General features: G+C 45.1%; 14 protein-coding genes and 1 pseudogene. 6 read left to right on the top strand and 9 right to left on the bottom strand.

The genetic code is table 11. The features are described 5' to 3' along the window. Nucleotides 1–28: 28 nt before the first annotated feature. From rplD to dnaN, 4 genes are all read right to left on the bottom strand, one after another. Complete coding sequence (gene rplD, locus BWI96_RS11265; RefSeq protein ID WP_106636740.1) at nt 29–655, bottom strand: 50S ribosomal protein L4; 627 nt, start codon at nt 653–655, stop codon at nt 29–31. Nucleotides 656–709: 54 nt separating this feature from the next. After that, nucleotides 710–1,327, bottom strand: a complete 618-nt coding sequence (gene rplC, locus BWI96_RS11260; protein ID WP_106636739.1) for a 50S ribosomal protein L3 — start codon at nt 1,325–1,327, stop codon at nt 710–712. 810 nt (nt 1,328–2,137) lie between these two features. After that, a complete protein-coding gene (locus BWI96_RS11255) occupies nt 2,138–2,569 on the bottom strand; it encodes a DUF255 domain-containing protein (protein WP_106636738.1) in 432 nt (143 codons plus the stop codon). Nucleotides 2,570–2,701: 132 nt separating this feature from the next. After that, nucleotides 2,702–3,826 (bottom strand): DNA polymerase III subunit beta, encoded by a 1,125-nt coding sequence (gene dnaN, locus BWI96_RS11250; RefSeq protein ID WP_106636737.1) that lies wholly within the window; start codon nt 3,824–3,826, stop codon nt 2,702–2,704. A gap of 359 nt (nt 3,827–4,185) precedes the next feature. Here dnaN and treF point away from each other — a divergent pair, with 359 nt between their 5' ends. The 3 genes from treF (at nt 4,186) to trmB (ending at nt 9,902) form a co-directional block, all read left to right on the top strand. Next, complete coding sequence (gene treF / locus BWI96_RS11245; RefSeq protein ID WP_255400691.1) at nt 4,186–5,745, top strand: alpha,alpha-trehalase TreF; 1,560 nt, start codon at nt 4,186–4,188, stop codon at nt 5,743–5,745. Between the two features lie 404 nt (nt 5,746–6,149). Beyond that, complete coding sequence (locus BWI96_RS11240) at nt 6,150–9,074, top strand: SNF2-related protein (RefSeq protein WP_106636735.1); 2,925 nt, start codon at nt 6,150–6,152, stop codon at nt 9,072–9,074. A 90-nt stretch (nt 9,075–9,164) separates the two neighbouring features. Continuing rightward, nucleotides 9,165–9,902, top strand: coding sequence for a tRNA (guanosine(46)-N7)-methyltransferase TrmB (gene trmB / locus BWI96_RS11235; protein WP_232793687.1), 738 nt, complete (start codon nt 9,165–9,167; stop codon nt 9,900–9,902). A gap of 166 nt (nt 9,903–10,068) precedes the next feature. Here trmB and BWI96_RS11230 read toward each other — a convergent pair whose 3' ends face one another. After that, complete coding sequence (locus tag BWI96_RS11230; protein ID WP_106636733.1) at nt 10,069–11,892, bottom strand: ABC transporter ATP-binding protein; 1,824 nt, start codon at nt 11,890–11,892, stop codon at nt 10,069–10,071. A 237-nt stretch (nt 11,893–12,129) separates the two neighbouring features. On the opposite strand from BWI96_RS11230, the gene BWI96_RS11225 reads away from it, so the two are divergent. Then, the gene (locus tag BWI96_RS11225; RefSeq protein ID WP_106636732.1) at nt 12,130–12,567 is read left to right on the top strand and encodes a cytochrome c; all 438 of its coding nucleotides are present in this window, start codon (nt 12,130–12,132) and stop codon (nt 12,565–12,567) included. Here the strand turns inward: BWI96_RS11225 and lptC are convergent, their stop codons facing one another. From lptC to BWI96_RS11210, 3 genes are read right to left on the bottom strand one after another with little or no spacing between them, the layout of a single operon-like run. Beyond that, the gene (gene lptC, locus BWI96_RS11220) at nt 12,568–13,119 is read right to left on the bottom strand and encodes an LPS export ABC transporter periplasmic protein LptC (protein WP_106636731.1); all 552 of its coding nucleotides are present in this window, start codon (nt 13,117–13,119) and stop codon (nt 12,568–12,570) included. Nucleotides 13,120–13,131: 12 nt separating this feature from the next. Then, nucleotides 13,132–14,439 carry a hypothetical protein gene (locus tag BWI96_RS11215; RefSeq protein WP_106636730.1) on the bottom strand — a complete coding sequence of 436 codons (1,308 nt, stop codon included), beginning with the start codon at nt 14,437–14,439 and terminating at the stop codon, nt 13,132–13,134. Further along, a complete protein-coding gene (locus tag BWI96_RS11210) occupies nt 14,432–15,169 on the bottom strand; it encodes a type III pantothenate kinase (RefSeq protein ID WP_232793686.1) in 738 nt (245 codons plus the stop codon). The genes BWI96_RS11215 and BWI96_RS11210 overlap by 8 nt, the downstream gene beginning before the upstream one ends. An 83-nt stretch (nt 15,170–15,252) precedes the next feature. On the opposite strand from BWI96_RS11210, the pseudogene BWI96_RS11205 reads away from it, so the two are divergent. Next, nucleotides 15,253–15,914: pseudogene (locus tag BWI96_RS11205) on the top strand (thiamine diphosphokinase). 1 nt (nt 15,915) lies between these two features. Here the strand turns inward: BWI96_RS11205 and BWI96_RS11200 are convergent. After that, nucleotides 15,916–18,357 (bottom strand): TonB-dependent receptor plug domain-containing protein, encoded by a 2,442-nt coding sequence (locus tag BWI96_RS11200; RefSeq protein ID WP_106636729.1) that lies wholly within the window; start codon nt 18,355–18,357, stop codon nt 15,916–15,918. Nucleotides 18,358–18,828: 471 nt separating this feature from the next. Between BWI96_RS11200 and BWI96_RS11195 the strand changes: the two genes are divergently transcribed. Beyond that, nucleotides 18,829–21,114: a penicillin-binding protein 1A gene (locus BWI96_RS11195; RefSeq protein WP_106636728.1), complete on the top strand. Its 2,286-nt coding sequence runs from the start codon at nt 18,829–18,831 to the stop codon at nt 21,112–21,114. Nucleotides 21,115–21,182 lie beyond the last annotated feature (68 nt).

The following is a 21,182-nucleotide window of genomic DNA, read 5'->3' as shown; positions in this document are numbered from 1 at the left end:
ATCGTTAGGTACCTTTCGGACCAACGGATTAGTTCAATAATGCTTCGATTTTTTCTACTGCACCTTCAGCAATGATCACACGATCAGCATTCAGTAATGCGTAGGTTGTCAACTGATCTGCGGGAAGCACATTAGCTTTAGGCAGGTTACGAGCCGACAGGAATACATTGTTGTCAGCCGTTGGCAAAACCAGCAAAGTTTTCGCTTCAGCGATCTGAAGTGCATTCAGAACTGAAATGTATTGCTTGGTTTTAGGTCCTTCAAAAGTGAAGTTTTCTACGACTGTCACTACGCCTTCTTTCGCTTTAGAAGCCAAAGCAGACTTACGAGCCAGACTCTTCACTTTTTTGTTCAATTTAAAGGAGTAATCGCGGGGCTTAGGACCAAATACACGAGCACCACCTTTAAAAATGTTAGCTTTGAAAGAACCGTGACGAGCTCCGCCGGTACCCTTCTGACGCATCAGTTTGCGGGTTGAGCGAGCTACCTCCCAACGTTCTTTAGACTTGTGCGTACCCTGACGCTGATTAGCCAAGTACTGCTTAACGTCGAGCCACATTACGTGCTCATTAGGTTCGATTCCGAACACTCCGTCTGAAAGCGTTACTTTCTTTCCCGTGTCTTGGCCTTGAATATTAAATACGGACAGTTCCATTTTCTTGTCAAGTGCTACTATGAGAGTAGATTAAGGTGAGGATTCACGTTAATCCTATTTCTCAAGAATTACGAACGAATTTTTTGCACCCGGAACTGAACCGCTGATAACGATCAGGTTTTGCTCAGGATACACTTTAAGTACTTGCAGGTTTTGGATTTTAACGCGGTTGTTACCCATACGACCTGCCATGCGAAGACCCTTGAATACTCGTGAAGGGAATGAGCAAGCTCCGATAGAACCTGGGTGACGTTGACGGTTGTGCTGACCGTGAGTCTGGCCACCAACTCCACCAAAACCATGACGTTTTACTACACCCTGGAAGCCACGACCTTTAGCCGTTCCGATAGCGTCAACGAATTCGCCTTCAGCGAATAAAGTGGCGTCAATCGTTGCTCCTAAATCCAGAGATTGTTCGAACGTTTTGAACTCTACCAATTTCCGCTTGGGTGTAGTTCCAGCCTTTTTGAAGTGGCCAGCCAAGGGCTTAGAGGTATTTTTTTCTTTTTTGTCGCCGAAACCTAATTGAACAGCTTGGTAGCCATCCGTTTCGACGGTCTTTACTTGCGTCACGACGCAGGGACCGGCTTCAATCAGCGTACAAGCAACGGCAGAACCGTCAGCATTGTAGAGGCTGGTCATGCCAATTTTCTTCCCAATAATACCAGACATCTTCTTGATTTTTAATTGGTTATCAGCTCTCCCACCCGGGGGCCTCAGAAAACGGACTGCAAAAGTAGCACTTTTTCCGCTGTTTCCCGTATCAAGACAGAAAATCCCTTATATTTTTTTGAAAACCAGTAATGTACCGAGAAAAGAAAGCAGAGAGGAGACTTGCGTATGGAGTGCGTCAGAAGATTTCTACAGTACTATAGAGATACGCACCTCATTCCCTTTGCCAGGGAAAGCATCCTGTCAGCTTACTACTCAACTCTAAATAATTGGGCATTCAATGATTAGAGCCAGTAACAGTCCTGACGTTCAAAATCGGGAAATTGCCGAATTTTAACGTTGAATCGAACAACAATCGCTTGATAATCAGTAACTCAGGCAGTTCTGCCAACCACTCTGAGCAAATAGCTTTTTGTTCGATTCCTAAACAGAGTTGCAAAATAACAGCGTTTCTATTTGATAAACAAGTATTTACCTAAAGTTTTTACAAATATTTTTGAAACGTCTCTATTCCCTTCTTTTTCTTAAAATTCTTCCATCTGAAAAATTATCTACTAGCGTCTTAAAGTAGTAATTTTCTCAGTTTCAATGTATTGACTTTATGTTCGCCTTACGACTCTTTTCTGTTTATTGATGACCTTATCAATAGGTCTATTCTTTAGTGAAAAGGTGGTCGATTATACGCTGTATACGTTGCTAATCCGCACTATTCTGGCCATTGTTCGTATGAGTTAGTAAGGTATAGTTATAAAAAATCGGTAAGCCTGCTTTCGCACCCTTACCGATTCACTAGCGTCTATAAACCTATTCTTATTGAGCAATGGCCTCTTTAGCCATTGCGATCAATTGTTCAGGCGTTTTTGCTCCAGCTTCGGTCAATACTACTTCTCCTTCAAAATCAATGAAGAACAACGTGGGATAACCTCTTACGGGATAACGATCCAATAGCCTTGGCCCCTCTCCCGATTCCATATCCATCTTCACGTTAATGAAATTGCTATTATAAAACTCTCCCAATTGTTTATTGGGGAATGATTTGGTTTGCATCCACTTGCAAGGTCCACACCAGGTTGTATACGCATCCAGGAAAATCATCTTGTTTTCGGCCTTTGCTTTCGCTAAAGCCTGTTTCCAGGTGCCGTGAAAGAATTGGATACCCTCTTTCTTGGGCTCATCCGAAGCATTAGTTTGGAAGGTCAGTCCGGTCAGCAGCAGGATTACTACAAGTCGAAGTGTTTTCATATCGTTAAATAAGAAGAGATTTATCAGAATCAATAACGTGAAGTTCGCTGGGAAAAGTCTTTTGTCCAACTAATTAATCAATAAAAAGAGCCTTTCTTGCGAAAGGCTCTTTCAAGTCGTGACTAAAATTCTTTATGCGTAAGTATTAAGCATTACCGGCATCACTAGCATCAGAATATCCTCGTTTTCGTCCTGCTCGTTCGGAACCAGAATTCCGGCCCGATTGGGTGCAGATAAACGAAGTTGTAACTGATTTGTGCTTAAGTTGCTTAGCATCTCAATCAGGAACTTAGCGTTAAAGCCAATTTCCAGATCATCTGCGTCGTATTCGCAAGTTAAACGCTCCGATGCTTCGTTGGAGTAATCTAAATCTTCGGCAGAAATTACCAGCTCATCTTTAGAAATCCGCAAACGAATCTGATGCGTCGTTTTGTTGGCGTAAATCGAAATCCGGCGTAAAGAACCTAATAACTCCAGACGGTTAATGGTCAGAATGTTAGGATTATTGACGGGGATTGCATTTTCATAGTCCGGGAAACGCTCATCGATCAATCGGCAAATCATTTTGATATTACCGAACGTGAAAAACGCATTGGACTGACTGAAGTCTGCCTTCACTAAAGTATTATCCGAAGGTAGGGTCGACTTTAACAGGTTTAAAGCCTTCCGGGGGATAATCATCGTACTGGTATTCGACGATTTCAGATCCTGACGACGGTAACGCACCAGACGGTGACCATCCGTAGCCACGAAAGTGGCATTAGCCTCACCCAGTTGCAGGAACATTCCTGTCATGTTCGGACGCAGATCGTCTGTACTTGCTGCAAAGCTTGTGTTCGCAATTGCCTTGCCTAGTACTTCAGCCGCTACTTCGATGGATAAGGTTTTATTAACTGCTGGAACTTTCGGGAAATCAATCGGATTCTCACCGGAAAGTTTGTAACGCCCATTTTCAGAAATGATTTCTGTACCGAAGGTCTCGGCATCAATTTTGAAGGTAATGGGTTGTTCCGGTAAACCACGGAGGGTATCGAGCAATAATTTGGCAGGAACTGCAATAGAGCCTTTATCGGACGATTCCACCTCTATTTCAGTAATCATAACGGTTTGTAAATCCGAGGCCGTTACGGTCAGTATAGTCCCTTCGAGCTGAAACAGGAAGTTTTCCAGAATCGGAACGATCGGATTGGATGCTACGACCCCGTTGATAGCCGCCAATTGTTTCAACAATGCCGAAGAGGAGACAATAAATTTCATTGACTATCAGAAGTTTAAACGAGTTTAAACAAAAAATTTCCGGATACCCGAAAATAGAATTTAGAGAGCGAAAGTACAACAATTTGTTAAACCTTATGAGATTTATTTACCAGTGCTAAAAACTTTACGTAGATTTTAATAACAGGCTTTCCTGAAATTGACTCAACTCCAAGGGATGTCTACCTTTGCTTTGCTAAAGAAGTCTGGTCATTTTTCCCCATTCTTCTCCTCAATGTAGATGAAGCTCTACTATCATTAATCTGAAAGTCAGAAAGTTTCCTGGAATCAATTAAGCATTATTATTTAGCCTTATGCCCTTTATACCTCATCGTTGTTTAGTACTTATTTTGGCTATTCCCTTGTTACTACTAGAATGTACACCGGCAGAACTTCAGACTCCCCCGAGCCCTGATGAAGAACTTGGACAACTCTTTGTTGATGTCCAAATGAAGGAGTTATTCCCTGACTCCAAGACCTTTGCGGATGCCGAGCCTCTGATTCCTGCCAAGCAGATTCTGAAGGCTTACGAAGAGGAAAAAACGAAAGACGGTTTTGATTTGCGAGCCTTCGTGAATCAGTACTTCCGTTTTCCTGATGCTCCCAACAGTCACTTTGTTTCGGATACCTCTCTTTCACCCGAAGCTCATATTAACGCCCTATGGCCTATTCTAACTCGCAAGCCTACGGGTGATGTGAAAGGGTCGCTCTTGTCCCTTCCCCGCAGTTATGTAGTGCCCGGCGGACGTTTCGGCGAGATTTATTACTGGGACAGTTACTTTACTATGCTGGGACTTCAGGTTTCGGAGAAAGATTCGCTCATAGAAGGGATGGTTTCCAACTTTGCCCATCTGATTCGTTACCAGGGTCATATTCCCAACGGAAACCGAAGTTATTACCTGAGTCGTTCGCAGCCTCCCTACTTCTCATTAATGGTGAAGTTGCTGGCCGAAACTCGGAATAATGATCAAATCGTGGTTCAGTATTTACCCGAAATGCTGAAAGAATATTACTTCTGGATGGGTGCAGCCAATGAGGATGATCTGAAAAAGACAAATGACCTCAAACCAGGTGAAGCCTATCGGCGGGTGGTTCGTCTTTCAGGGGGGTATAATCTGAATCGTTACTATGATGATAGTCCGACGCCACGCCCGGAGGCTTACAAGGAAGACGTCTCTGTAGCTCAGCATACAGGTCGTAAAGCCGAAGATGTTTACCGTGACATTCGGGCGGGTGCCGAATCCGGTTGGGATTTTTCTTCCCGCTGGTTACGTGACGGCAAGTCGCTGACCAGTATTCATACAACGGACATTATTCCGGTAGATTTGAATTGCTTGTTGTATGAGCTTGAAATGACGCTTTCGGAGGCTTATGCTCTGATGGAAGATCAGCAGCACAGTCAGAGTTTCAAGAATCTGGCTGAAAAGCGTAAAAAAGCCATTTTACAATATTTCTGGAATCAGGAGGATGGGTTTTTCCACGATTATGACTTCGTTGAAGAAAAGCAAACCCCTATCCTTTCGTTAGCAGCGGTCTATCCCCTTTTCTTTAAAATTGCCACTGACGAACAAGCCCAGAAAGTAACTCAGCGGCTGAAAGACGAATTTCTGCAACCCGGCGGGTTAACGACTACGTTAATGACTACGGGTCAGCAGTGGGACGCTCCCAACGGTTGGGCTCCTTTACATTGGATGGCCATTGTGGGTTTGCGTAATTACGGCCAAAAAGAATTCGCCGAAAAGGTCAAGGATGTTTGGGTAGAAGAAAATATCCGGGTCTATAAAGCGACGGGCCGTATGGTGGAAAAGTATAATGTATACGATATTTCGCTCTTGGGCGGCGGCGGCGAATACCCGCTTCAGGACGGCTTTGGCTGGACAAACGGCGTATTACTTAAGTTACTCTCAGAAGATAAAAAGTAATAATTTAACGTATTAAAAATAAGAATTTACCGAAGCGATCTGGCGAAAGTCCAGGTCGCTTTTTTCGTATACAAATGTTTCCAACGGCATTAATACGTTTGAATTAGCTATGCTTTCACGGCAGGCAAAAACCATAAATTTAAGCAATTTTTAGTAATCCTGAAAAGCATTATACCTAATCATTTTTCTACAAAACTTAACGATTGAAAAATTAGGTTTTTCCCCGGCAATCATAAAATTGCCATTCGTTTGCCTTTGAAATAAGCACGGTATCAGGGGGTTTAACCGCATTTTTTCTCTCCTGAAAACCGAATATCAATCATTTTTAAACCTCAAAACAGGATGAATTTTTACTAGTTCTCCCGTTCACTGATTGATCTGGCGGTCCTTCCCGCTTTAAACCTATGAAAGTCGCTACCTCCCAACCCTTCTGCCTCATTTATTCGCTCTATCAACACGAGTACCTGGGCTATCTGTGGGAACCCTTTATTGTGCAATTAAATGACCGGAATGAACTGACCTTACTTCATCAGTCCATCTCCTCTAAAAATATTGATGAATTTGCGGAACGACTCGACGAAGCTGATTTTGAACTCGTTCGACTGATCGACGCCATTCAGCAGGAAGTGGTTATCAAGAGGTTCAGTTCGAAGAAGACTACGCCAACGGATTTTTTTCTTAAGGTATTTGATAAGCATAAAGGCGATAAAAATCTTCAGGACTCCATCTGCCATTACATCGAACATCACCGGGCCAGGATATGTCCGCTATTACCCGGCAAGCGGGTTTTTGTGATGGGTAACGATGGCAACCCGATTCGTGAAGAAGTCGAGATTTTAGCCGAACCCGCCAGTGTTCGTTTTCATGTGATGCGAAACGCGGATAACACCCATTATTACCCTACGATTCGCCATCAGGGTGTAAAGGTAGAGTTTCAGCACCGAGATGCTATTTTGCTAGGGGAAGACCCGGCGTGGTTATTACTGGATTCTAAACTCTATCATTTCAAGCCAGCCGTTGATGGAAAGAAGCTTAAACCCTTTTTCCATAAGAAGTTTATTGTTATTCCGAAAAGCATCGAAGAAGACTATTACCGCAAGTTTGTGTCTTCGTTAATCACGCTTTTTGACGTATATGCCAAAGGGTTTGAAATCCGTTCGGAAGTCTTCCGCCCTACCCCTTTACTGAACCTCAGCGAAGCTGTTTCAAGTGTAGATTCGGTAGCTGCGGCGAATGGGGCCGCTGTGGCTACTGATAACGACGTTACCCTGACTTTGTCTTTTCAGTACGGCGATTACAGTTTCCGGCTGGATAACTTCTCGCATACTTCCAACGTAAGTATGGAAACGCAGGGGAATGAATACATTTTTCATAAAATCAAACGGGATATCCTCAAGGAAAAGGAAACCGTTCGTATGCTTCGCGAACGTAACCTTCACCTTAAAAACGGTCAGGTTGTTCTCCCTAAATCCGAAGCGTTTACCTGGATTCAGGATCATTATGAACCTTTGAAAGAGCAGGGATTCGTGATTAGTCAGAACCCGGCGGATCATAAGCGTTATTTTCTGGGTTACTCTTCGTTGCAGCTGTCCATCAATGAAAATCGCGACTGGTTTGACATTTTCGCGGTGGTTCGTTTTGGGGAATTTGAGATTCCGTTTTTGCAGTTAAAACAGCTTATTCTGGATAAAAAACGCGAATTCAGCTTACCAAACGGCGAAATCGCAGTAATCCCTGATTCCTGGTTTACCCAGTATTCCGAGCTTTTTGCTTTTGCTAACGATCATGAAGATCAGACCCACCTCATTCTTCAGAAACACCACATCTCGCTGGTGCAGGAGTTACAGGAAGAAAGTCTGGCTGACACCATCATTAACCGTAAACTGGAAAAACTACGGGATTTCGAAGAAATTGAAGAATACCCCACACCTGCTGGCCTCAATGGAACTTTGCGTCCTTACCAGAAAGCCGGGTATGACTGGCTTCGATTCCTGAATCAGTACCAGTTTGGTGGCTGCCTGGCGGATGATATGGGTTTAGGCAAAACCCTGCAAACGCTTTCCTTATTGCAATCCCAGCACGAGAATGGAGCCCGTGAAGCAACCTTAATTGTGATGCCTACGTCGCTGCTTTATAACTGGCAACTCGAAGTTCAGAAGTTTACGCCCCAGTTACGAGTGCTGGTTTATACGGGCACGTACCGGGAAAAAAATACAGAGTTATTCAATCAATACGACATTATATTAACCTCTTATGGCATTGTTCGGATTGATGTCGATTTACTAAAGCATTATCATTTCCATTACATCATCCTGGACGAATCTCAGGCGATTAAAAATCCTGGATCTAATATTTCTAAAGCCCTTAGCCAGCTTCAGAGCCGTCATCGGCTTATTTTAAGCGGAACACCCCTGGAAAACAGTACGATGGATTTATGGAGTCAAATGAACTTCGTTAATCCGGGCTTATTGGGCAGTCAGTCTTTTTTCAGAAACGAGTTTCAAATTCCAATTGAGAAAAAAGGCGACGATAAAAAGCGTCAGCGGTTGTACAGCATTATCAAACCTTTCATGCTGCGAAGACACAAATCGCAGGTAGCGACGGAGTTACCCGAGAAAGTCGAATCAATTCAGTATTGCGAAATGACGGAAGAGCAGGAAAAAGCTTACGAAGAAGCGAAATCCTATTATCGAAACATGATTTTGCAACACATTGAAGAAGAGGGGATTGCGAAGTCACAAATGGTAGTATTACAGGGGTTAACCCGATTGCGGCAGTTAGCCAATCACCCGCGAATGATTGATGGTGAATACGAATTTAGCTCCGGAAAGCTCGAAGAAGTATTGGCCAAAATTGAGACTGTAGTGGGCGAAAAGCATAAGATTCTCATTTTTAGCCAATTCGTTAAACACCTGGATATCATTCGAACCGAGCTGGAAGAACGCGGATTTTCGTACGCTTATCTGGACGGGAACACGCAGGATCGCCAGGGACAAGTGGAATTATTTCAGAATAACGAAGAAATTCCCATTTTCCTGATTTCGCTAAAAGCGGGGGGCTTGGGACTTAACTTAACTGCTGCCGACTACGTTTTCATTCTCGATCCCTGGTGGAATCCCGCCATCGAAGCTCAGGCCGTAGATCGGGCTCACCGCATCGGGCAGGATAAGACCGTTTTCACGTATAAATTCATTTCGCAGAATACCGTTGAAGAGAAAATTCTGGCCTTGCAGCATTCCAAACAACGACTGGCCAGCGAACTCATTACCACCGAGGATACCTTCGTAAAATCCTTGTCCCGGGAAGACGTGCTAACCTTATTAGCATAGAAATCAGGGATTTTACTTCTCACAACCTGACCACTGTACGTGAATACTGTGAAGACCATGTATCTTTGCAGCATTAAACTTACAGTGGTCGTGGCACGTCAGAAACTTCAATTTTTTGCTCATAACATCCAGGCAGATAATGTGCTGGAAGCTCCCAAACCCATCTTCCAGGAAATCAAAGGACAGTGGAATGAACGCTATTTCAAAAACAACAATCCCATCGTCGTTGAGATTGGTTGTGGAAAAGGCGAATACAGTAATGGCCTGGGAAAACTCTTTCCAGAAAAGAATTTTGTAGGGGTAGACATGCGAGGCGATCGCCTTGCCCGGGGCAGTAAAGTCGCAATTAATGCGGGCCTTACGAATGTCGCCTTTCTCCGCACTCGGGTTCAGGATATTTATCAGTTTTTCGCGGAAGACGAAGTAGATGAAATCTGGGTTACCTTTCCCGACCCGCGTCCGCGTAACCGTGACATCAAGCGTCGGTTAACACATCCCCGTTTTCTGAACATGTATGCTTCCATGTTAAAGAAAGACGGCTTATTTCACCTGAAAACGGACAGCGATAGTCTCTTTGAATATACTTTAGAAACGCTGGAGCCGTTTGGCTGTGAAAACCTGACTCACACGTGGGATTTGTACGAATCGGATCTGAACATGCGTCACTTTGGAATTAAAACCAAGTACGAAGCCTTATTTTACGATCAGGGATTCAGCATCAAGTATCTGAGCTGTAATCTTACTCCTAAAGTCATCGTAAGTCCCCTGCAAATGGCAATGGATGCGGCTGACGAAGAAGTAACCTCCGATCTGGAAAATAACGTTTAGAGACTATCTAAAAGGATTTCCTTTCCTTCAAGATGACAGGTAGGGTGGCGTTTATTTTACCCACAGCGAAGGAGCTTACTTACCTTTCGTACGTATGAGATCAATACCAAAAGAGAGGGCGTGGAATCGAATATTCCACGCCCTCTCTTTTGGTAGCTCTGGTTTGTTAAACGCCCTGCATCATACTCAGTTTTCGATACATCCCTTCCTGCTGACCCAGTAACTCGGCATGCGTACCTTTTTCAATGATTCGGCCCTGCTGAAGTACTAAAATCTGGTCGGCATGCTGAATGGTACTTAAGCGGTGGGCAATGACCAGGGTGGTCCGATTTTTCATCAGACGGGTCAAGGCTTCCTGCACCAGCTTTTCCGATTCCGTATCCAGAGCCGAAGTGGCTTCATCCAGAATCAGAATCGGTGGATTTTTCAAAATGGCCCGGGCAATGGAAATCCGCTGCCGCTGTCCACCCGAAAGCTTTCCACCCCGATCTCCAATGAAAGTCTGATACCCATGCGAAGTCTGGGTAATAAACTCATGAGCGTTCGCAATACGGGCCGCTTCCTCTACTTCCTCCTGCGTGGCCTTACTTCCAAAAGCGATGTTGTTAAAAATCGTATCATTAAAGAGAATAGATTCCTGGGTAACAATCCCCATCAAATCACGCAGAGAATGCTGGGTAACGGTTCGGATGTTAACCCCGTCAATCAGAATTTCTCCTTTGGTTACATCAAAAAATCGCGGGATCAGATCGGCAATGGTTGACTTTCCGCTACCCGATGAACCCACCAGAGCAACGGTTTGTCCTTTAGGAATAGTCAGGGAAATGTTTTTCAGTACTTCAATGCCGGGCTGATACTCAAAGGAAATATTTCGCAGTTCAATCCCCTGTTTGAAATCTTTGATCACTCCTGCATTCGGAGCATCCTCCACAGCCATCGGCGTATCCATCAAAGCAAAAATCCGGTCAGCGGAGGCCTTTCCCCGCTGCATACCCGAAATAGAATTGGAAATCTCCTTTGCCGGACGAGTTACCTGTGAAAACAGCACGATGTAAGCAATAAAATCTTTGGCATCCATCCCGCCGCTGCCTGATAACACCAGACTACCACCGTATAACAAAACTCCTGCTACGACAAAGACGCCCAAAAACTCGGACATGGGAGAAGCCAGTTCCTGGCGATAAATCATATTCCGCCAGACCCGGTAATAGCGAGTATTCTCTTTATTAAACTTTTCCGCGATGAATGGTTCTGCATTAAACCCTTTCACCACCCGAATGCCCCCGAACGATTCTTCAATGACGCTCAGGATGTTTGCCATTGTTAATTGCACATCGGCAGCGTGTTCTTTCAGGCGTTTACTCAATAAGCCAATAATGGCTCCTGACAAAGGAATAACAATCAGTGAGAAAAACGTTAGTTCTACCGAGAGGTAAAAAAGCGTAATGAAGTAACCAATCAAGAGTATGATTTCTTTGAAAATGGCCCCAAAGGCCCGACCAATGGAGCCTTCTACTTCCAGGATATCCGTTGTGAGGCGGGCCATTAAATCCCCTTTTCGTTCGTTATTAAAAAAGCCCAGGTGCAGCCGAATAATCCGATCAAATACAGAAGAACGCAAATTTCGAATGGTGGCTCCTCTCATCTTCTCAATAATGCGACTGGAGAGGTAACGAAAGATGTTTGATAAAAAAACGGAACTGATAATAACGATGCAGACAAATTGCAGAGCTGCCATTTTGCTGTGATTGACGGTTGAATCGTACAATTGATACTTGAACAATTCGATGAAGTATTCTGGGTTGAAATGGAATTCGGGCTTGGCGACTACCTCAGCAGGCTTGACATCGAAAAGCACGCCTAACAAAGGACCAATCAGGGCAAAATTAAGGATACCAAAAATGCTTCCCAACAACGAAAAAACCAGATAGGGAGCTATAAAACGTCCTAAAGGTTGGGCATACTGCAGAAGTCTTAGATATGTTTTCATGGGTAAACACCAAAGGTTAGCAATGCGATGGGCGGATTTTCAGACCAATTTCAGGGAAGTTATGCACAAAAGTACATAGATACCTTACAGTTACTTCTACATCCAACCGCTCGCTCTTGCTTTTGTTCTAATAAATAATCCGAGTACGGTCGTTTTTTGATACGCTGAGGCCCAATCAATCCTCCCGTCAGCGGTGCTTTTTAGTTAACTTGCCGCCTTTCTGAAGTAACTTCTACCATGAGTAACTACACGAGCATTCATAAATTTCTGATTGGCCTGAGCTTATTAAGCTCGTTTTCGCTGTTTTCCTGCCAGTCCGAAGAAGAAGTAAAACGCCAGCAATACGTGGCGGAGGGCTTCGAGTTATATAAAAACAGTTGCATGAACTGCCATCAGGCTCAGGGCGAGGGAATGGCCAAACTATATCCGCCCCTGGCGAATGCTGATTTTCTTACGGAGAAGAATAAAGCTTTGGTAATCTGTGGGATTCGTCACGGATTCCAGCAACCGTTAACCGTCAATGGCCAGGTTTATCACCAGACGATGCCGGGTAACGCTGCTCTGAAAGCCCTGGATATTGCAGTATTAACTACGTTTTTATACAACGAATGGGGTAAAGAGAAGAAAATCACGGATGTACAGGAAGTGGAAAAAGCTCTGGCGAAGTGTCCCTGATTATTCGGGCAAATCATTCACCTGCATCTGGCTGTTACGCACTTTTCCTAAACCATACTGTTTGAAATCTTGTGTAGCCACCAGACCTGTGCCGTGGGTAACGCCCGTTGGCGTGCGGCTTGTGACGGGCCGATCTGTATAAATTCGTTTCTGATCGGGGCTCCAGAAAAGTTCGTCGGTTTCGAGCGTTTCCTGCTTGATTCGGTTTTCAATTCGCACGTTACCAATCATGCGATAAATATTCTGCATACGAATGTAACGACCTGAATCGGCTCGCAGCCAGGTATGCTCCGTTCCGGCTTTATCGTAAAAGTATAACTTGACCTCCTTCGTAAAAACGCGATCACCGTTGAGCATGTCCAGTTGAACGGGCGTTAACATACGAATGACCTTGTGTCCTGAATCACTGTAAATCATCTGGATGTCATAGGTTTCCTGCTGCGGCCCCAGATAAGTCGCAGGTTTGCTTTGTTTTTCTTCTTCGCAAGACCCTAAAAAGAGCATACTCACAAGCATTAAGCCCGTGAGTATGAAATATTTAAATAGCTTCATGGGTTATGACGATTAGTCAACCACCTGGCGATAGAACCAGCGGTCACTAATGGTAAATCCAAGATTAAAGCGGAAGAATTGTTCCTTGATCACCCCGATGGCATCCCGACCACGCTGACCTACGGTTACACCAAGGTTAGCATCCGAAAGACCCACTTTGGTTAAGGGCAAACCTAAACCCGCTGAAATACTGGCTTCTGTAATTCGCTGGCCAGCAATCGTATAGGGTAACTGACCATAACTTAAACCAAAACGATAAGGGATTCGGTTCCAGAAAGACGAAGAGTTCCAGGAAGGCGTATATTCTAAACCCGCTTTGATGTGATAACTATCTTTCAGATTCTGGTTACTCCGGTCAAAATCCCGGAATTGTGACCATTGTTCCATTCCGAAATCAACAGAAACGGCGAGTTTATACGGGTTTTCGAAGGTTACTCCTACTTTATAACCGCCGGGTACGGTAATGCGACCTTGACTGTTAAAACTCAGTGTATCCGTACCATTCACGACGGGTACATCGCCAATCAGCGTTCCAAGTGTACGAACGCGGGTAGTACGCAGGCGGGCAGGTAAGTCATAAGTACCGCCTACGTTCAGGTAACGTTTGTCGTTTAACTTGAATCGATAAGCCAAGCCGCCTTTCAGTAAAAAGTCACGGTGCTGGTCATTATCAGTCAACAGAAGCGTGTAATCGTTAGTACCATCTTTCACGGTACGAGTGGATGCTTCGCGGGTCAGGTTTCCAAACAGGAAAGAAGCCGAAACGCCAGCGTACAAGTTTTTATACACTCGAACGCCATTCACCAGCGACACTCGGTTGGTTCCGCCAGAGCCTTTGTATTCGGTGACGTAAGGATAAATGTCTCCGGGAATCTGGCCCGTAGTTTGACTCTGATAATCCAGATAACTATGGGGTGCGTAGTTAGCACTGATTGTCCAACGGCTATTCAGCGGAAAAGCCATTGCCAGGTAATTCAGCGTCCCACCCACTACCTGCTGGCTCAGATTGCCCTCACGCAGTTGTTTGGTTTGAATCAATGTGCCTACTTCCAGGGTGGTAATACGGTTTCGGGCTATTAAAGCTGGATTTAACCCATTAATAAACAAACCATTGGCATAACTAACTCCCGTTCCGCCCATCATTTGCTGAGCGGCTACTGCTCCACTGTAGGTTTCCCCAATACCGTAGGTTGAGTAAGGCGTGTTACCTAACCCTTGTCCCACCGCGTTCAGCGAACAGAGTCCAGAAATAACCACCATCGCATAGACCCGGCGGGAAACTGACGACTGAAGACGGGTAAAGATTGACTTTTTACACATTATAGTTTAAAATTCGGTATAGGCCCCAAAGGACCAGTTCGGGGGCTGCAAATATCGGTTCTTTCAGCCGAGATTCAAACAAAGGGGCATCACCACCGCATAAAATGACTTGAAAATCAGGATAAATCATACGGTATTGCTCGATAATACCCTGTAGTTCTGCGATTAATCCATTCATTACGCCGCTTTGCATGGCGTGGGTGGTGCTCTTGCCAACCAGAGACGGGAATTCTTGAGAAGGTTCAATCAGGGGTAATCGTTGTGTAAACGAATGCATCGCCTTGAATCGCATACGAAGACCCGGAGAAATCAGCCCACCATGAAAATTATCCTGCTTATCCACATAATCATAGGTAATGCAGGTACCCATGTCAATGATCAAACTATTCTGATCCGGAAATAGACCCCGGGCTCCCGCCGCCGCCGCTACACGATCTGCCCCTAACGTCTGAGGCGTATCGTACAACTTAGTTAAGGGTACGGGGGTTTGAGAGGTTAACCACACAATCGTAGCGGGCAAAAAGGCAAACCACGAACGGACGATTTCTTCCGAATGTCCAGTAGATGATATAATGAGCCGTTCAGGTTGCTTGGCCCTGACATAATTTATTAATTCGGCAACGGTGAAGCTTGCATGCGTCTCCTGCAGGATTCCGGCGGCATTGAATAGGCCCGTTTTAGCGTAGGTATTACCCAGATCTACCGCTATGGCGTACTTTTCTAATTTCAACTTTAAGCTTTGTTAGTCATCTTTGCCCTTCGCAATGAGCCTGCGAACTTCAAAATAGAAACCCGAAACTCAAAATAAAAGCCGTGTCTTCTCATCATATTATTCGAGATAAACAGGAACCTGCACTGATTATTGCCAATGGCGAAGCCTGTAGCTGGGATTTGCTGGCCCAATTGTTGGAATGGTCGCCCTTCATTGTAGTGCTTGACGGAGCCATTAATCGGGTACTGGAGCTGGGTATTAAAATTGACGTTTTACTCGGCGATTTTGATAGTAGCCTGAATCACGAAGAAATACGGCAGGCTCAGCATCCCATTGAGTTCGTGCACACGCCCGATCAGGAAAAACAGATCTTGAAAAAGCCTGCGACTTTCTCATCGAACGCGGGCATCAGGCAGTTAATGTCGTATGGGCTACGGGCCGGAGAGCGGATCATACCATTACGAACATAACTAATATCGTTCGTTTTCGGGACAAAATTAAAATCGTTGTGCTGGATGACCACTCCCGCATTTTCCTGCTCGACCAAACGTACGAAAAATGGTATCCAGCGAAGACGCCTCTGTCGCTCATTCCGGTTGGGACGGTATCAGGCATTAGAACGTCTGGCTTGACCTATAATCTTTCGGATGAATCCCTGCAAATCGGGTACCGAACCGGCAGTAGTAACGAGGCCGCCCAGGACGGCCTCGTCAAAATTTCCTATACTTCCGGTGACTTGCTATTAATGGAATGCTGGGACTAACTCACTTCACCAGGTAAGTCATGCGGGTAGTGCCCACTCTTCCATCCCCGGAAGTCCCTTCCAGACGAGCCTGAATGTGAGTCTCGTGATCAGAATTCCAGAAGGTAACGGTGGCCTTGCCGTTTTCGTCGGTTTTGATCCGGGGGTTCCAGTACAACGTAGGGCGGTAATCGGGGCGGTAGTTTTCGGGATTGTCTTGGCTATAATCGGGGCTATAAAACTCACGAATTTTGGCATACCCATTGATCGTTCGGATCAACTGCCCTGGTACCACTTCTTTGGAGGGATCGTAGCTACTGCTTCCACGTTTGGTCAGAATAGATACGACTCCCCCCCCTCCTCTTGAACCATAAATGGCCGCAGCAGCTCCTTTCAGCACATCCACATAATCTACATCCCGGGGGTTAATACTATTCACAATTTCTTTGTCTACCGGCATTCCATCCAGTACGAATAGTGGTTCCACTGCTCCATTAAAATTAGCCGCCCCCCGAATTTGAACCGTATAATTGAACCCACTCCCCGTTACTACCATTCCCGGTACTCTGCCCTGAAGTACCTGAAAAATGGAAATGGCTCCTGCGGTATTCATGTCATCAAATTTGACGGTATTATCAGGAGTACCGTAAATTTTTCGGCTATCGCTTTCCTTTACTTTTTTAGCTTTTACTGTAATTTCCTTCAAAAGTTTGGCCTTATTCAGACGCAATTGGCGAGCAATGTCCAGCGACTGGTTGGCTCGATTTAAGTATTCCATAAACTCATCCGCCTTCATTTCTACGGACTGAAAAGGAGTTTTCGTGATTCGAACCGTGGGTTGCGGGAAAGGATTAAGGGTTACACTAACATTACGGTCATTTTTCCCGGCCACAGCCTGAATCATAACGCGGGTAGAATCGCCAAAACTCAGTTGATGAAATCCATAAGAACCATCCGCTTCGGCACTTTCTACCCGTATCAAAGTTTCCTGATTCGGTCTTCTCATTAATAAGGTTACGGCAATTGATTTTTTCTCAATAATCTGCCCCCGGGGCCGGGTTACTTTACCTTCCAGCGAAAAGCCCCGTTCGATCAGATGAGGGGTTGGCAGAGCTTCGCCTGCGTTCACCTGCTTCCAGACAAATCGTCGCCAGCCCTGAGTCATCAGTAATAAATCTAGATGGTAAATCGCATTGGGATTGTTAGGATTGAAATAATACCCTGGCTGCTCAATGCGGCCTTTCAGATCAGAACTCATGAGTAAGTACGACACCAGCGTTTCATCCGAAGAATCCGGTACCACCTGACCTGCGTCAGTCACTGCCAATGAGAATTCTCCCAGCACAGGCCGCCCCGTTCGATCTTTTGCTTCCAGTTCAAGCGTAACTTTTTCGCGGGGCTTGTACTGGGTTTTCGTAGGTTTAATACTCAAATCAAGGCTATTACCAGGATTATTCAGGTAAACCAGACGCTCGGCCAGCGGCTCCCCCTTTTCATCGAATAAGGTAAGATGCACAATACCCCCTTCCGAAAATTTATTCCGGGGAATATTAGCGACGAACATACTTTTCTCGGTGTTCCCTTTCGCCGTAGCCATCACTTCTCCCCGCATCTGAGCAAGCACATACAAGGGTTTGGGTGAACTTTTTGGTAACTGGTTGAAAACAAAAATTCGGATAAATTCTTTGTTGGAAAGGTTATCCACAATCAGCACGTGCCCCTCGGGTTGAGCAGCTGGCAGAGGTATTCGTTGCTGCGTATCTTTTAAAACGGCAGTATACGTTTTACCCGGTTTAGGCTGAAGGCTAATCCGGCCCATGCCCAAATGTTCGGATTGAAAAACGGTAATCGTATCCCGATCATTCTCCAAAATAACGCCTTCTACGTCCACGCCCTGTCCTAGAGCGTCGACGGCGTTAAAAGCCACGCGTGACTCTATATCATCAACCAACGTTCCACCTTCGGGAAAAAACGTAAGCGAAACCGTGCGATTTATTTGTACCGCAGGTCGGTCCGTAACGGAAGGCTGATACACGCGAAACTCTTTAGTAAAGAAGAAATCTTCGTCAAAATTTCGCATCCAGTTGGTATAGGCCCGCAGTTGATAGACCCCTTCTCTCAGGGTATCCGCCAGATAAAAATCACCTTCTGCCGTTCCACCCTGGGGCAGTAACCGTTTTTGAAGAAGGATTTTGCCTTCTGTCGCATTAATCAAATCTACGTAAAGAACTTTACTAACGGTATCGGACTGGTGGCTGGAAGCATCAAAGAGGTAACCCTTAAACCAGATCGATTCGCCGAGGGCATAGTATGAACGGTCGCAATGGAGATAGACTTTTTCTTGAGGAAATTGCTGATGATAACGGTCAAACTGACTAATAATCCGGGTTAAGGGATCGTCGGCCACGAAGGCATAAACCAGGCATAAACTACCCAGCAGCAGAGGGAAGATTCGTAATTGCATAAAGTAGACCAAAGGTTAGGTTGAGGCGATATTACTAAAAAGAGCTGAATTTTAGTAATGGAAAAGAGTAAGGCTTGTACGAAACAAGTATTAAATGAAATTTTTCAAAAAAACTTCTCTTTTTTCGACATTTTTTTTGAGGTAAGTGAGTATAAATTCAAAAAACTCCACTCTTGTAAATAGAAGTAATTGTATTAGGTTTTGTTCAAAAATCCCTTTTTCTGTGAAGAAGGGATTTTTTATTTTCTTCCCAACCTAAACATTTCGGGCCGTTATTAAATTTCTACTGTGAAGCCAGAAAAGCCAATGGCCGTTAGGACTGGGAATAATCCAGTGAAGTAGTGCCTTATTCGCTAATATTCTTTCTGGAATACAATCTTACGTAAGCCCTATCGTTGAAGCCATAAGGTCTGCTTTGGTCTTCCGCTGGTTCCTTTGCACCTTTGCATTTATACACCTTTATTAGTAGCTATGTTTCAATTTCTCCCGGGTCCTTACAAGCAAATGATCCGTCAGATCTGGCGGTTTACTTTGTTTGGCTTAAGTTCCTTTCTGCTTTATATTCTGGCTGTTTATTTCAATCTGTTCAACCTCTTTGGAGGAATGCCCAGTCTTAAACAGCTGGATAACCCTCGTAATGAACTAGCTTCCGAGGTTATCTCTTCCGACGGGGTAGTTCTGGGTAGTTACTTTCTGGAAAACCGTAGTCCGGTTGAATTGCAGGATATTTCACCCAACGTTATTAATGCCCTTATTGCTACCGAAGACGTTCGTTTTGTCAAACATTCAGGTATTGACCCCCGAAGCATTGGCCGTTCCGTAGCCGGGATGGGGAAAGCAGGGGGCGGTAGTACGCTGACACAGCAGTTAGTAAAAAACCTTTTTGAAGCCCGCAGTGAACGTTACAAAGGGTTTCTAGGTGATGTTCCGCTGATTAAGTTACTCATCATCAAGACTAAAGAATGGATTACGGCTATTCGGCTGGAACGCCGGTACACGAAGCAGGAAATTATGCAGATGTACTTGAACACGGTCGAATTCAGTGATAATGCGTATGGAATTCGAACGGCTTCACTGCATTATTTCAGTAAAGAGCCCTCGCAACTTTCGGTTGAAGAAGCAGCAGTTTTAGTGGGGATGTGTCAGAACCCGGATCGTTTTAATCCTCGCATGCACCCCGAAGCTTCCAAAACCCGCCGGAATATCGTAATGCAGCAAATGGTGCATTACGGATTTTTGAGTGCTTCCCAGTTCGAAGCTTATCAAAATGATGCGATTGCCTTAAAGCTTAAGTCCCTGAATCATAATAGCAATCAGGCTCCTTACTTTGTGGCTGTCATGCGGGATCGCCTGTTGAAAGAAATTGAAGAGCTCAACCGCCAGCGTTCCAGCGACGATCCTCTGGATTTATACACCAGCGGTCTGAAAATTCACGTAACGATTGACTCGCGGATGCAACGCCACGCCGAAGAGGCCTGCATGGAACATATTAAAGAACAGCAACGCCTCTTCAATGCACACTGGAAGGGTCGTAATCCCTGGATTGACGAAAATGGTCGGGAGTTAAGGGGCTTCATTGAAAACCGGATTGCCCCCCGCACCGAGCGGTACCGAACGCTGAAACAGAGTTTCGGAGATGACAAAGAGAAGATTATGAAGGGCATGAACACGCCCGTTAAAATGCGAATCTTTACGTATCGGGGCGAGCGTGACACCACCATGACCCCGATGGATTCCATTCGGTATTACAAACGCTTCCTGCACATTGCCATGATGTCGGAAGACCCTAATACGGGTCAGGTAAAGGCCTGGGTAGGTGGTATTAACTTCAAGTATTTCAAGTACGATCACGTACGTCAGGCCCGACGTCAACCTGGTTCTTCATTTAAGCCTTTCGTCTATGCTACGGCGATTGATAAAGGCTATACTCCCTGCGATATAGTGAGAGACGAACCAACCTGTATTGGGAACTGGTGTCCCAATAACTACGAGGGGGGAGCTTCGGGGAATAGCATGACGTTGCGACAGGCCATTGCAAAGTCCGTCAATACGATTTCAGTACAGTTAATGAAGAAATTCGGGCCGGAAACTATCATCGAATACGCTCACCGGTTGGGGGTTCAATCCGAAATCCCGAAGGATGTAACCATCTGTCTGGGTACGCCTGACGTGAATTTATTCGAAATGGTAAACTCGTATTGTACGTTCGTTAACGGCGGCGTGGCCTGGAATGAACCTCAAACGCTCGTTAGTATTGAAGATCGATACGGTAATGTTTTACGGAAGTTTGAAACTACTACGCACGATGCCTTAAGTCCGGAAACGGCCTGGCGGATGGTTTATATGTTACAGGGAGCCACGCAGGAACCCGGCGGCACTTCCGTTCGTCTGAACCGCGAACCTTGCGGACAGAATAACCAGATTGGTGGCAAAACCGGAACTACTTCTAATTACTCAGATGGCTGGTTCATGGGGGTTACGCAGGGACTGGTAACGGGTGTTTGGGTAGGTGGCGACGAGCGTTCCATTCACTTCCGCACGGGTGCCCTAGGTCAGGGTGGACGTATGGCTTTGCCTGCCTGGGCAAAGTACATGAATCGTGTCTATGCTGATCAGTCCATTGGGTTGAAGAAAATACCTTTCAAAAAACCCGCCAACGATAAGATTTGTGACAATCCCTTTGGGGATCGCTCTTATGGAGATTCGACCATCGTAATTCCAAACGAAAAGCGGCCCGCTGACGGCGAATTACTCTAATTAATCAAAAAAAGGCAGCTATTCGCTGCCTTTTTTTGTAACTATTCAATGCTGTTCATCGAATGGTA

It is taken from the genome of Siphonobacter sp. SORGH_AS_0500 (assembly GCF_002838835.1).
GTDB lineage: Bacteria > Bacteroidota > Bacteroidia > Cytophagales > Spirosomataceae > Siphonobacter.
This window is presented reverse-complemented; position numbering and strand designations above follow the sequence as displayed.

What these genes read in the sequence shown, in the direction of transcription:
- BWI96_RS11230 (WP_106636733.1), bottom strand. Translation starts at nt 11,892, where the DNA reads ATGAAAACATATCTAAGACTTCTGCAGTATGCCCAACCTTTAGGACGT.
- lptC (WP_106636731.1), bottom strand. Translation starts at nt 13,119, where the DNA reads ATGAAGCTATTTAAATATTTCATACTCACGGGCTTAATGCTTGTGAGT.
- BWI96_RS11255 (WP_106636738.1), bottom strand. Translation starts at nt 2,569, where the DNA reads ATGAAAACACTTCGACTTGTAGTAATCCTGCTGCTGACCGGACTGACC.
- rplD (WP_106636740.1), bottom strand. Translation starts at nt 655, where the DNA reads ATGGAACTGTCCGTATTTAATATTCAAGGCCAAGACACGGGAAAGAAA.
- BWI96_RS11195 (WP_106636728.1), top strand. Translation starts at nt 18,829, where the DNA reads ATGTTTCAATTTCTCCCGGGTCCTTACAAGCAAATGATCCGTCAGATC.
- rplC (WP_106636739.1), bottom strand. Translation starts at nt 1,327, where the DNA reads ATGTCTGGTATTATTGGGAAGAAAATTGGCATGACCAGCCTCTACAAT.
- BWI96_RS11225 (WP_106636732.1), top strand. Translation starts at nt 12,130, where the DNA reads ATGAGTAACTACACGAGCATTCATAAATTTCTGATTGGCCTGAGCTTA.
- BWI96_RS11215 (WP_106636730.1), bottom strand. Translation starts at nt 14,439, where the DNA reads ATGTGTAAAAAGTCAATCTTTACCCGTCTTCAGTCGTCAGTTTCCCGC.
- BWI96_RS11200 (WP_106636729.1), bottom strand. Translation starts at nt 18,357, where the DNA reads ATGCAATTACGAATCTTCCCTCTGCTGCTGGGTAGTTTATGCCTGGTT.
- dnaN (WP_106636737.1), bottom strand. Translation starts at nt 3,826, where the DNA reads ATGAAATTTATTGTCTCCTCTTCGGCATTGTTGAAACAATTGGCGGCT.
- BWI96_RS11240 (WP_106636735.1), top strand. Translation starts at nt 6,150, where the DNA reads ATGAAAGTCGCTACCTCCCAACCCTTCTGCCTCATTTATTCGCTCTAT.